The following is a 13165-nucleotide window of genomic DNA, read 5'->3' on the forward strand; positions in this document are numbered from 1 at the left end:
GCCTCGTGATAGCCATCGTATCGGCTAAGCGTTTGCCGGTAGGTGCCCGCACGTATTTCAATTTTAAGGTCTTTTTGCTGTAATTTCATCGCAAGAAAGGCATTAAAACCCTGCCTGCCGAATGTTTAGATCAGCAACGAGGAGGCTGGTATGAATATAGATTCGACCGTGTTTTTTTTGGACGACGATGCGGCGGTACGCGATGCCATCGGTATATCCTTGCGCATGTCCGGATTTAGAGTCGAAGTGTATGCTTCCGGAACAGCATTTCTGAAAACCTACCAGGCCGATCGTCCCGGTTGCGTGTTGATGAATGCAATCCTACCCGACATGCATGGCTTAGCGGTTCTACGAGAACTAAACAGACGAAATTGTTCGATCCCGGTTATCTTCATGACCGGTATCGGAATCATACGGGATTTGTTGCCGATCCTGCGGATTGGTGCGTTTGCTATTCTGGAGTGCCCTTGTTCTAGGCATTTGATGATAGAAAGTGTATGCCATGCCATCCGGCATGATGATAGAAGCCGCTGGCTCTGAAAACTGCCTTGAGTATCGAAACAAACTCGAGTCGTTATTGATCCGAGTGGGAGGGGCTTTAGGTGGGGCGGTTCAGACCCAGGCGAATTTTTTTGCAATAAAACCGCGAAGCGGAAATATGCCGAAGGCATGGGGTTAATCCCCTGATACCGCCCCGAGCATCGCAGCATTTGACGAGAATAGCCCGCCAGGGGAGCGGCAGGGATGCCGCTCGTTTTCGGAGGGGCTGGGAGCCCCTTGAGAAAACCCTCGTCAAATGCGAGAAGCGCAGGATCCAGGCGGTATTGGGGCGGCCTTTTCTTTGGTTGCTTTCTTTTGGCCGAGCAAAAGAAAGCAACTCGGCAGTCGGTCCGAGAACCGACTTAAAATCAGCTTCGCGTAGCGTTTCGTTAATTTACGCTTCGGTTTGAATCGCACCCCTAAAGCCTCTTCCACTGTTTCAACACACTATCCTGGTTCCAGGCGGGCATGCGTTTGGTTGATCTATGCCTGCCCGTCCGGAGATGATTTAAGGTAGCGTGTTATTTGGCGGCAGTGGAAAGCCTGTCGTATTCAACCACTGTAACTTAAGTATCCCGGTATCGAGATTGTTGACGCCCTGATCTTCATTGATGTTGGCCGACCACAACCCAGGGTAGAGAAAGCTGGACTTTAAGATCCCCGAGTCGAGGTTGTTTACCACGGTATCGTTATTCAGGTCCGCCGTCAGTTGCGCGGGGGGCTGGAAACTGGCCTCGGCATTCAAATCGCCGGTCTTGATGGTGCCCAGCTGGTCGGTAGGACCATAGCTGACGCCGTCCCAGTTGGGCAACGGGGTCGGTATCCGAATAACCTGGCCTGGATGCTCGACGTCATAGCGCAACAACATGGCCGTGTCCTCGTGCTGGGTGTTATGGCAGTGTTCCACGTAAGTGCCCAGAAACTCGCGGAAGCGAATCGCCACGTCGATGGTCATACTTTCGTCCGGCAAGGGGGTAAGGCCGGGTATATTCGGCTCGCCCAGACCTGAAACACGGTAGACATCCTTGCGTGCTCCAATCTCCCAAAGCGGCGGATGGTGCTTGCTGCCGTCGGCGTTGCCGCGTAACAATAATTGGCCTTCCTCGAAGTGGACATGCACCGGATGCGCCCAACTCGCGCCGCTGTTGATGAAGTGCCAGATTTCCAGATCATTCAGTTCCGGGGCGGCCGAGACAACCGAAGGATCCGCCGTCAATTTCTTGCCGCCATCGGTCCTGATGCTCCAGGGCTTACCGTCGGTGGCGTTACTGGTGCCGAATTCGAAGGTGCGGTGTTTGGCATTCTGCAGTTCCGCATCGGTGAATTTGACCAGCGGAACCATCATCTTTTTACCCACCTCGTAGTCGGCCGGATTCATGCTGAGATCTGTGCCGCTGTATGGTTGCACCCGAAGTTCCAGAAACTTGGTGACGGTTGGGTCATCCTTCCAGCTATTGGCCTGGAGTTGGGGAGCAAAGCTACCGTTCAGGATGTCGGCCAGTGGGATCACCTTTTCAGGGCCTTTACCGTTGGAGAATGCCAGGGTATTGACCATGTAAAGTTTGGTTCCGGCCGGGAACTGGCTGAAGTCGATGATGACGTCATGCCGCTCGGCGATGCTCATGACCGGTAAATCCTTGGACTGTGGATTGGGAAAGGGTACCGCATGCTCCATGATATTGCCGTCGTTGGCGACCATGTGGAAATGCACGCGGCTGTAGGATTTGTTCGAGCCGGCCGGGCCGGGCATCTCGCCGCTGCCGGCGTCGTTATACTCGCGCACGATGGCGATCTTAAAGAAGCGCGACACGCTGGCATCGAGCATGCGTAGGCGGTAACGGCGGGCTCGCACGTCGAGATAGGGTTTATATAACCAGTTGACGGTCATCGCGTCGCCCAGAAAACCGTCGGTATTCAAGGTGTTGAAGTGCAACTGTCCATTCGCGTCCCAGGCCTTGTCGGCAATCGCCAGGTTGATGTCGTAATCGCGGTTGCCCCAGTCCAGCGTGGTACCGCTGGGGAAACACAGATTGGCATTGTTGGGATTGGCGTAATTGCATTGAAACCCTTCCTTGCCTCGGTCGATCGCGCTGTAATAATTCATCATCGCGGCATTGCCCTTGTAGACATTCTGCGCGGTGCGATCGGCCATGTGATCATGGAACCAATGCGTACTCATGGTCTCATGCCAGTCGCCGCGTATCTTGACTGTTCCGGTGGCGGGATCGCAGGTTTTGGCCGTTGGCACGCCGCTGTTGTCGGGTATCATCAGCGTTTCGCCGGGCGAGCACGGCGTGGCCGCGCGCGGTTTGGAAGCGTCGGTATTGATGCTGTCGTAGCCGGCCAACTGCATCGGCCAACGGTAGTCGTAGAACTGACCGGGGTAAAAATAAGCGCCGAAAAACCCGTCACTCTCGGCCGGATTGTGACCATTATGCTCATGGGTACTAATGGTGTGCTCGCCGAAACCGTTGTTGGCGGCGATGTCTATCGGCAATGCGTTGTAATGGCGAAACAAAGTGGGAATCCCGTAACGGGCCATCAGCAGTTTGGGTGGAAGCGTGCCATCGAAGGTCCACACTGACTGTGGCTCTTGAATCGGCATGTTGGGATGAATGCGGATTCCGATATTACGGGTACTGCCGTCGAATGCGCTGTCGAGATTCCCTTGCGCATCCGGACCGACGGTGTTGTGGTAGAGGCCGGTCCGGTTTTCCTGTCCGCTAACCACGGGACCAAACTCACCGCTGTTATAGCCGTGTAACTGTAGGTTGTCGCGAATGCCGCCGTTGATTCGTGCTCCGGTTTGCGCGCTCTGGAAGTATTGTTGCGGGAAAAATTCATTCCAACGTTGGTGGGAGAACCATTCGCCCTGTGGCCTACCTTCGATGACGCCGGTCATTGTTCTGCCTATGCAGTTCGAAATCTGGTTCGCCCAAGGATTGGGCTGGCTGGTGTTGGCCGCCCAACTTGGTGCCGGGGACAAGGGGTGCTCAAGAAAATTATCCAGCGCGTTGGAATCTGGTGTACCGTTACAGGGATCGGCACCCACCGGGCCGGGTAGGGAGGCGGCCGAAGTATTCGGATCCGGCAAGGGCTGGGTGCCGAACTCCTCGAACAGCAGCATCTGTTGACTGAAGGCTGTCGCGCCGAACAATGGGCTAGGCGGCAAATCCGTTGGTACGTTAACCGCCGCCTGGACCGCGGCTAAAGGCGCCAGACTGACAGCGCCGCTGATCGCAATGGCATGGATCATTGCCGCTAATGGTGGTCGCGATGGACGGACAAGACTATTGGCCGGTCGAAATAATAAGCTCCCGCCCGCATCGGTGCGAGCAGTCTTCATTGATCGTTTGCATAGATACATTTTCATTTTCATCACCCCTAAGTTAATCGCTCCCGACAAAGCCGGAGCTTTATCCGCGGGAACTCGCTTTTGTTGCGAACGCCTATTCGGGTATTCCCGTCCCGATAAGCAACCAAAATCACACAGCCACGCTTCCCTCTTGCATTGGAAACTTAATGCTCTGTTTTCAGGAAAGTCAGCGCGAGATGCCTTCCGTGAACATATTGCTTCGACACGCTGAACTTTTAGAAAAATAAGTTCCCGATATTCGAATGTCTTGTAGGGGCGAATTCATTCGCCCAGGGCGATTAAAATCGCCCCTACAAGGAATTCAGGGAAATTATTTCCAATCAAATCCTTACTCCCCTCGTCATCGATTCATCCCGCCCCCTCTGGCCGGCGCTTGCTTTCCTGTCGTAGGAATTCGATCAAGGCCTGAATATCCTCATCGCTTAATTTCAGATTGGGCATCGGGATATTTTTATATTTGGCCAATAGTTCCCGCGCCAGGGGATCGTTTTCCTTCAGCATCAGATCCGGCTCCTTGATAAAGCGGGTCAACCATGTAAGTTCCCGGCGCTCGACCACGCCGTTAAGATCCGGTCCCAGCTCATCGTTGCCGGCCACGGTATGGCAGGCGGTACAGCGCGAGCGGAAGATTTCCTCGCCGCGGCCCATGTCCGGCAGCCGCGTGGCATTCGCATAATCCTGATTTCCGGCTAAGCCGCCGCCGGCGTGGTTTTGCAGCCGCTCGCCCAGCGCCCAGGCTATCGATTGAGGCACATCGAAGGGGGTGCGCTTTAGCCATTGGCCGCTGGTCTCGTTGCCGACAATCAAGTTGACGTTGTGATCGCTGAGATCATGCTCGTCGCCAAGCATGCCGAGCTTGCGCCGAATCAGATCGATATCCGCTTTTGTCCCGGTCAGGAACTGCCAGCCTGGGCCGATTTTGAATTTTTGCTTGTATTCGTTGAGTACCGCCGGGGTATCGTGTTCGGGATCGATACTGATCGAATAGATGAAAATATCCCGGCCCACCCGCTCGCCGAGCAATTTCTGGACTTGGCGCAGTTTTGCCGTTTCCAATGGACAGGAGTCCCCGCAGTGGGTGTAGATGAAGTTGATCGCGACCACCTTGCCCTTGAGCATGTCGTCATAGAACTTCAGGGTTTGGTTATCCTGATTGACCAGTTGGACATTGGGAAAATAGTCGGCGCCCAAGCGGCCGGCCTGGACCGTACCGGCTCCGAACAGGAATAAGCCGCCCGCCAGCAGGCAAACAGCGATGCCCCGCCCAAATCTTCTTGTAGTTGACCTCATGGTTTTTCTCCTTTCGAATCTGTGGAAAAGGCCGCGTCCCTGGCACGAGCTTCCATTACTAGGCTTATTTCGAAAAAAATTTTAGAAATTCACTTGATTTGTTGAACCTTGTGTTTGATTTCCGGCATTCACCCACAAAGCACAAAATCTTTCGGCCCAAGAAACAAGATCTAGTTGTTGATCAGAGTTGATCAAAGCGTTGACGGGGCCGTTTTAAATGCCGAGCCATAACACCTCCGGCATTTTTCATTAGCGGCCAGTGTACATTTCCTAGGCTGCCCGTATATCCGTACGACTACTATCAGTAGTTCCACTGATAGTAGTCGTACGGATTTCTTCGCGTCATCAAGTCGATCTAAGATTTATCCAAGCTTAAATTTCCCGACCGGGATAGTCCGTAGCCTTCGGCGACATAAGAACAGCCGCGGTCTGCTTGTTACTCGGTTGGGCAATTTGGCCCGGTTTGTTTTGAGGGAGCTACCGGCGGGGATCGGTCTCTTGAGACTAGGAACATCCCTGGGATCGTTGAATGCTTGAGTTATCTATCGTTAATTAAATCTTGGAGAGTCATCATGTTGAAAAATACACTGCGCAACATTGCTTACACAGCCGCCTGCCTGACATTGTCTTTCAAAATGGATATGGCTGGTGCCGCCATCGTTACCTTTGATCCCTTGAATCCGGTTTACGCTCAGGACGAGGCGCCTGTCACCATCAAGATCGTCGGGCGGGATTTTGTGGGTGATACTTCGTCCGGCGCCACTCAGGGTTCCATGGGAGGCGGATTAAGCGTCAGTTGGGACGCCAGCATTCTTAAGTTGACGACGGTAACTTCGTTGTTTGCTGGCGATGAGTTTTTTGGCGACACGGGAGCTATCAACAATGTAAACGGTACCCTGACTGGTTTTTCGGTGTCGAGTTTTTTCACGGGTACCACTGCGGCGAATTTCGATATCGCCGAATTGGTCTTTGACTTCGTCCAACCGGGTTGGTCGGATACATCTATCAGTATTTCCGGCATAGATGTCTGGGCCGATGGCTCGGGTTTGGTCGATGTCACGCCTCTCGGAATCGGTGGGTCGGTAACGGTAACCCCAGTGGCTGTAGTTACACCAGTGCCCGTGCCTCCCGCTCTGGTCTTATTCGGCAGTAGCCTGTTGGGAATGATGTGCCTTGGCCGCAGAAAATCCTACGCGGTTTAACCTTCAAGCCGAATAGACATCCCACAGGAGAATTTTATGTCAACTTTCAACTCAATCGTTTTATTAGGTGCCTTGCTGGCATCGCCGATGGTCGCCAGCGGTTCTACCACGACGAGCTACGTCAGTGGCAATGCCACCAATCTTGCTCCGGATTTTTCTTATCAAGGGACCGGTGGAAGCTTTGTCATCACGCCCGCCTCGGAATTTTCCCATCTATGGGAGCTTAATGTTGCCGAGGGCGAAACAGCGAATCTCAGTTTTAGCGTGAGCCCAATCTATGTATCCAATTTCGCGATTTTTGATATTGCGGCCGGTATCAACATCGACTCGGTTTCGGCCTTGTTGGGGTTAACCGGAGGACCGCATAGCTATCTGGTCTCGGGTGTCGGTACCGGATTTTCGGGCGGTGCTTACTCAGTCGGAACCGAGGTCGCGCCAGTAATATTACCCGTCCCCGTGCCAGCGGCAATCTGGCTAATGGGCTCGGCACTGGTTGGCTGGGTATCGATCGGCGGACTTAAGAAGAGTGCGGTTGTGTAACAAGTAGAGGCTCTGGCCTTTCATAAAAGTGAGTCACAAACGTGCGGGCGAACATTGCAACTGATTAATTATGTTAGACAGGGGCGGGCGTTTAGCAACGCTGCCAAAACTATCGGTTCGGGATACAAGCCATCAGCGATGTATCCCGAACCGCCGAGGCCTTCGTTCCATAAATCAACTCAGTAACTCAAGCCGTTCAGCCTCATATTGCTCAAAGGAGGAATCTATGCAAACAAATTCACTCAAATTTCCAGCCAGTCGATCATGCCAAGTATTACGGTTATGCGTGGTATTGGTCACGGCCGGCGTTTCCGGCGGTGCGTTGGCCGCTCTCGACGCCGTCGGCCCGGTTAATCCCGTCGGCGATTATCCTTATTGGTACCGCGATAGTGCCGGCATTAGTCTGGAATTGTGCGCGGACCCAACGGCGGTCAATGCCTCGGCTCCGGCCAATCTATTATGCCGGATGGCAAACAATGAGCCGTCGAGTCCGAATCAGACTGAAACCTTCTGGACTCGTGTCGATGCCGGTTTATCCACCCGCATCGGTAGTGCTCAACTAGACATGGCATTGGAAGGGGATAGGGATGTGGCCTCCGGTGAAAATATCAGTTATGGCCGCATTCACATTCGCATCGACAACCCGATAGCTGGCGCGACGCTGAAAGTCACCCATCCATTCGGCCAGGTAAGCTTTGAAAATGTGCCGGAAGGCCAAGGCGCGGTTAATGTAACCGAGAAAATCGGTATTCCAAATGCATTACCACCGGCGGATTTTACTGGCGCCTTATCGTCGAACCTCGGCCCCTTTTTAAGATGGGCCGACCTGGATGGTGAGCCGGTTCCAGTGCTGGATCAACTTGGCAATGAATATATCGGTGATCCCAATATTCCTCATGCGATGACCGGCAGTCCGCTAAATACCAATTTTTTCCGGATTGAGGGGCCGGTCGGCTTAGGTTCGAGCAATCTATGCGCGGACCCTACCTTAGGTGACGATGCGGCCGATCTGACCGATTGTATCGAAACCGAATTGTTTGCCGGTGCCGGCAGGATCGCCAAGGATAGCGATAGGGACTTAGTCCCGGATATTACCGATAACTGTTCCCGTATCGTCAACGCCAATCAACGCGACACCGATGCCGACGGCTTCGGCAATGCTTGCGACACGGATTTGAATAATGACAATGTCACCAATCTGTTGGATGCACGCCTATTCAAGACAGTGTTTTTGTGCCGACCCCAAGCCAATCCGGAATTGAACAGCTGCGATCATGCCGATTTCAATGGCGATGGCGTGGTCAATAATCTGGATGCGGGCCTGTTGAAAAAATATTTTCTAAAACCACCGGGTTGATACCCTCCAAAGCCGGCTCAGCGGAGTCCCTAAGCCTTCCGCCAAGTTATGCGATCTCGTGGTGGGGTGGCCGTTAATTCACAGGAGAATAAAATGAAACGCTTCATCTCTCTGAAATATGCTCAACCGCTATCTTCGTTAGCGCTGCCGGTAGGCTGGGCGGGCGAATTCGGTAGCATTCCAAAGTCTACCCGTTCCAGGACAACCGCGCTGTGTCTGGCGATGGGTTTGGGGCTTGGCGTTTGCGTGCCGGCTCAATCGGCCACGCAGGCGCTGATCAATGGCGAGATTCAGAGTATGACTCTGAATAATCCCGGCGACCATTGGTCCGGAGGCACCCTCGTGGTGGGCGGCCAAAATGTCATCATTCCGCGCAATCTGTTGATCGATTTGCCGGCCAACCGGTTGACCCTGCAACAGATATTCGCGCAAGCGCCAGGCGCCTGCGTAAGTAACGGCGAGTCCGGCCTGGCCAAGGCGGACTCATGCAACACCAAAGGTGCCGGCGGGTTCGCCACTATCCACGCCAACCATACCAACGCCGGGAACATCATCGCCGGCGACGTGTTGATCGAGAAAGGCCTGGAATCCACCTCCGGCGAAGTCACTTATATTAATTACGATGAGGGTTATTTCATCCTGAGTGGTAAACCGGGGGATCCCAATACCGGGGTGATGGTGCGGATCAACGATCCCGATGGTCGCCACACGGTCCAGCAGGGTAAGGCTTGCGCGGGCGGTCCCAACTGTAGTGCGGATCCACGTTTTACGCTGGATGGCGACAACTATACCAATGTCTATACCACCGGTTATCCGTTGTGCATACCCAGTACCAAACCGAGAAGTTTTATCGATGTGCTGGATTTCAACAACAATGGCAATATCACTGAGAATCTGACATTCCAGGCTAATCCGGACGGCAGCGGCGATCTGTTGTGCCCAACCAGCAACCGGCCGGGGAATCCCTTGACCACGCCGGTGGACGACTCCAGACGTTTCGCGCCGATAATGCTAGGGGACAACATTACCGCCGAGGGTAACTTCGAGACTGTCGACGGTGTCCGCTTCTTCTCGTCCCATACCACGAAGGTCATGGTTGCACTGTCGACCAAGCCCGACGACACTCAGCCGGATTATCTGTTCCCCGATGAAGTGGGAATAGACGCGGCGCCCTTCTTCAACCAGCGCGCCCGTACCCTGATTATCGGCTACGGTACACTGGCTCCGATCGATGTGGATGTCTGGAGCATCCATTACGATCCGGTTACCAACCAGCCCCACGAATTTCCATTGGCTTCGGTTCAGGGCTGCGAGAATGCGGCAGGCCCCGGTACCTGCGCGGGTTTGGGTCTGGTCGGTGCCGGGGGGAACATCTTCCGGATTCGTTATGACGTGGATTTCATTAGTCAGCCAACCAAGGACAAACTGTCACCCTGCCTACAATTGCGCGCCTCGCCGCGTTTCGGCGCGCTCGACATCTGCCCCGGCGGGAATCAAGCGTTGGCTAACGAGATGGGGGTGATGAGTCCTATTCCCCACGAGGTCCAATTCCGTACCGGACACAGCGGAGCGGGGCTTTATGCACTGGATATCAATGGTCAACAGGCGCCTTGCTGCCAGTACCTGTTTCCGTTCGGAGTGGGGCTGGGCGGAATCGGTTTTCAGGAGTTCAACGAAATCGACCTCAACGCAATGCAAACCGCCTTTCCGTTCTCGGGTTTGCCCTGGAACCTTGATCGCCGCTTGAGTCCCGGCGGTTGTATCGACAGCTCCGTGCCGCCCGATGGCATCGTTGACTGCGAGGCTACACCCCAGCCATTGGAACCTTTTCCCTTCGAAGGCTACGAGCCACGCAACCAAGTGAATAACGGCCCGCGTGGGTTTTATAACGACCCGAACTACACCGCCACTGCCCTCGCGGATGCGAGCAACCGGGTGTACTCTTTCGTCGATGCAGGGCTTAACAAATTCAACGGCAACAACACGCTGCTGACTTGGGCACCGGTCGATCCGTCCTTGCAAACCATCACCCCGACCGAGGATGTGCCATTGATGTGCAGCATAGAACAGGCTCAGGCTGCCGACAGCGATGCGGACGGGGTTCCGGACAGCCTGGACAACTGTACCACTGCCGCTAACGGTCCGCTGATTCCCGACCGCGGCATGCACATCCAACGAGATACCAACAACGATGGCTACGGTAATGCCTGCGACCCAGACTTGAACAATGATGGCCTGGTGAACAATTTGGATACGGGCTTGTTTCAGGCGGATTTCTCCAAGACTGGAAACCTGGATGCCGATTTCAACGGAGATCATGTGGTCAATAATCTGGATGCCGGCATCATACGGAGCTACTTCCTGAAAGCGCCGGGACCTTCCACTATCGCGCACTAATAGAAAGGACTATCCAGTCGGGTGGTGCATCAAGGATGCGCATCACCCATTTTTCCGATCTCGGCGCTAGTTTGTTCCAGCAATGGTTTTACAAAACAGCAACAGAATGACCAATGACCATGGCACGGCGGCAAGCCTAGCGGTGATGGTTTTACCGATATTAACGACTAAAGCATAAATTCCAACTTATATCTGGCTTCGGACGGGAATTTTAAAATGACTATATCAATCCGGCATTTTCAAAAAAGGCACTCGATAAAACGCATGGGCGCTAGACTCATCGCGGCATTGCTGCTGACGGTCGGCTTTTCGGCTCACTCGGCAACCAATGCGCTTATTGTCGGGGACATCGAACGATTAACGCTTGACGATCCGAATGACCATTGGTCCGGCGGATTGCTGATCGTGGGAGGGCAAAGCATTATCCTGCCGCGCAATTTGCTGATCGATTTGCCGGCAAACCGTTTGACGCTGCAACAGATATTTGAACAGGCGCCGGCAAACTGCAAGGCCGCGAGCGAATCCGGCCTAGCCAAGGCCGATGGCTGTTCCGGCGGCAATCGGGGGTTTGCCACTATCCATGCCAACCGTACCAATGCCGGCAATCTGATAGCCGGTGACGTATTTCTGGAAAAAGGCACCGGAACCACCAGTGGCGTGGTCAGCTATATCGATCATAGCGATGGTTATCTGCGTATCAATGGGCTGCCCAACGATCCTAAAACAGGGGTCATGCTACGCTTGAACGATCCGGACGGCCGCCACAGCATTCAACAAGGCCTGGGCTGTAAGGCCGGGGCGCCTAACTGCAGCGCGGACCCGCGTTTTAGCTTGGATTCGGATAACTACGTCGTTGTGTTTTCCACCGGCATGCCGGCCTGCATACCCAGTACCAAGGCGAGAAGTTTTGCGGATGTACTGGATTTAAACCGCAACGGCATCACGACCGAAACCCTGACTGCACAGTCACTGAAGGACGGCACCGGCGATCTGCTTTGCCCTGAAACCAACCGCAGCATAAATGGTGGCCAACCGGTCGATGATTCACGTAGATTCGCGCCGATACGGGTAGGCGATCACCTGAACGCCAGTGGTAATTTTGAATCGGTGAATGGCGTTCAATTTTTATCGGTCTACAAGCTGACGCTATCAAAAGCATTGGGGACCAAAAACGATCCGACCCAACCGGATTATGTGTTTTTGAGCGAGGTTGGAATCGATGCGATGGGCTTTCAGAACCAACGCGCGCGGGCCTTGTTCATAGGCTTCAGCACCCTTTCTCCCGGTGACGTGGATTACTGGTCGGTACATTATGACCCCGGCAATAATGAGCCGCATAAATTCCCGCTGGCCTCGGTCAGAGGCTGCGACCTACTCAATGGCCAAGGCATGTGCACCCGCCAGGGGATTGGTCTGGGTATCAATGGCGGCGGAGATATTATCAAGATCAAATATGACGTCGATTTTTTGTTTCCCAGCGCGCTGACTTTATCTCCTTGCGCGCAACTCACCGCGGGTGGTTACGCCGTCTGCCCCTTCGGCGGCAGGCAAGCGGAGGAATTCGCCATATTAAGCCCGATTCCGCGCGAGATTTTTGCCCGTACCGGCCATGGCATGAAATACCCGGAGTTGATCACACTGGATATTGCCGGAAACCAGACCAGCAACGGCCAATACTTATTTCCTCTGGGCCTGGGATTGGGAGGCATTACCGCCCCTGAATTCGTCGAGATCAATCTGGATAAGGTCGGAACGCCTTTTATCTTTGCCGGCCTGCCCTGGACTCTGGACCGCCGGCTCAGCCCCGGCGGCTGTATCGATAGCAACAATGATGGTAATCCGGATTGCGAATCAAGCCCTCAGCCGCTGGATCCCTATCCGTTTTCCGGATTAGATCCGCGCACCCAGGCCAATATTCCGGGTTCCTTTTATCCGGCTAATAATTTCTACAATGCCAGCCCATTAAGCAATGTACAGAACCGGGTTCTTTCCTATGTCGACCCCGCCGTAGCCAAATTCAACGGGAACTATAGCGTATTGAAATGGCCGCCAGTTGATCCCGCCGAAATCCCCGTCGAGCCGCCCGTTCCGGTCATCCAAGAGTGTTCCGCGCTGGATAGCGATCATGACGGCATTGATGATGGGTCCGATAACTGCCTGTTAATCGCCAATCCGGACCAACGCGATACCGACGGCGATGGCTTTGGCAATGCCTGCGACACCGATCTGAATAACGATCAAATCAGCAATAACCTGGATACGGGTATCTTAAAGTCCGTGTATCTGTGCAATAGCGTATCCAACCCCGGAATTGATAGCTGCGACCATGCCGATTTTAATGGAGACGGCGTAGTCAATAACCTGGATGTAGGTATTTCCAAACAATATTATCTACTGCCGCCAGGGCCTTAGAGATCAGCGCGGGCATGATGTTTCTATCCACTTACGGTGGAAAAACAAAAA

At 53.9% G+C, this 13165-nt stretch carries 8 protein-coding genes; 6 read left to right on the top strand and 2 right to left on the bottom strand.

The features are described from left to right. The first annotated feature begins 150 nt into the window (after positions 1-150). Complete coding sequence (locus IVG45_RS01100; RefSeq protein WP_196436068.1) at positions 151-540, top strand: response regulator transcription factor; 390 nt, start codon at positions 151-153, stop codon at positions 538-540. Positions 541-1048: 508 nt separating this feature from the next. On the opposite strand, the gene IVG45_RS01105 is transcribed toward IVG45_RS01100, so the two are convergent. Both IVG45_RS01105 and IVG45_RS01110 read right to left on the bottom strand, forming a co-directional pair. After that, positions 1049-3796, bottom strand: coding sequence for a multicopper oxidase domain-containing protein (locus IVG45_RS01105; protein WP_196436069.1), 2748 nt, complete (start codon positions 3794-3796; stop codon positions 1049-1051). A 468-nt stretch (positions 3797-4264) separates the two neighbouring features. Beyond that, positions 4265-5206, bottom strand: coding sequence for an SCO family protein (locus tag IVG45_RS01110; protein ID WP_196436070.1), 942 nt, complete (start codon positions 5204-5206; stop codon positions 4265-4267). Positions 5207-5778: 572 nt separating this feature from the next. Here IVG45_RS01110 and IVG45_RS01115 point away from each other — a divergent pair. The 5 genes from IVG45_RS01115 (at position 5779) to IVG45_RS22935 (ending at position 13114) form a co-directional block, all read left to right on the top strand. After that, positions 5779-6408: a hypothetical protein gene (locus IVG45_RS01115; protein WP_196436071.1), complete on the top strand. Its 630-nt coding sequence runs from the start codon at positions 5779-5781 to the stop codon at positions 6406-6408. 36 nt (positions 6409-6444) lie between these two features. Then, the gene (locus tag IVG45_RS01120; protein WP_196436072.1) at positions 6445-6948 is read left to right on the top strand and encodes a hypothetical protein; all 504 of its coding nucleotides are present in this window, start codon (positions 6445-6447) and stop codon (positions 6946-6948) included. Between the two features lie 226 nt (positions 6949-7174). Next, positions 7175-8305 (top strand): dockerin type I domain-containing protein, encoded by a 1131-nt coding sequence (locus tag IVG45_RS01125; protein WP_196436073.1) that lies wholly within the window; start codon positions 7175-7177, stop codon positions 8303-8305. Positions 8306-8398: 93 nt separating this feature from the next. Next, positions 8399-10702, top strand: a complete 2304-nt coding sequence (locus IVG45_RS22510; RefSeq protein ID WP_230874703.1) for a thrombospondin type 3 repeat-containing protein — start codon at positions 8399-8401, stop codon at positions 10700-10702. A gap of 264 nt (positions 10703-10966) precedes the next feature. Next, a complete protein-coding gene (locus IVG45_RS22935) occupies positions 10967-13114 on the top strand; it encodes a thrombospondin type 3 repeat-containing protein (protein WP_230874704.1) in 2148 nt (715 codons plus the stop codon). Positions 13115-13165: the final 51 nt, after the last annotated feature.

It is taken from the genome of Methylomonas sp. LL1 (assembly GCF_015711015.1).
GTDB lineage: Bacteria > Pseudomonadota > Gammaproteobacteria > Methylococcales > Methylomonadaceae > Methylomonas.

Bases quoted from the DNA above. Each gene is read 5' to 3' on its own strand.
- IVG45_RS01100 (WP_196436068.1), top strand. From the start codon at position 151: ATGAATATAGATTCGACCGTGTTTTTTTTGGACGACGATGCGGCGGTA.
- IVG45_RS01105 (WP_196436069.1), bottom strand. From the start codon at position 3,796: ATGATCCATGCCATTGCGATCAGCGGCGCTGTCAGTCTGGCGCCTTTA.
- IVG45_RS01110 (WP_196436070.1), bottom strand. From the start codon at position 5,206: ATGAGGTCAACTACAAGAAGATTTGGGCGGGGCATCGCTGTTTGCCTG.
- IVG45_RS01115 (WP_196436071.1), top strand. From the start codon at position 5,779: ATGTTGAAAAATACACTGCGCAACATTGCTTACACAGCCGCCTGCCTG.
- IVG45_RS01120 (WP_196436072.1), top strand. From the start codon at position 6,445: ATGTCAACTTTCAACTCAATCGTTTTATTAGGTGCCTTGCTGGCATCG.
- IVG45_RS01125 (WP_196436073.1), top strand. From the start codon at position 7,175: ATGCAAACAAATTCACTCAAATTTCCAGCCAGTCGATCATGCCAAGTA.
- IVG45_RS22510 (WP_230874703.1), top strand. From the start codon at position 8,399: ATGAAACGCTTCATCTCTCTGAAATATGCTCAACCGCTATCTTCGTTA.
- IVG45_RS22935 (WP_230874704.1), top strand. From the start codon at position 10,967: ATGGGCGCTAGACTCATCGCGGCATTGCTGCTGACGGTCGGCTTTTCG.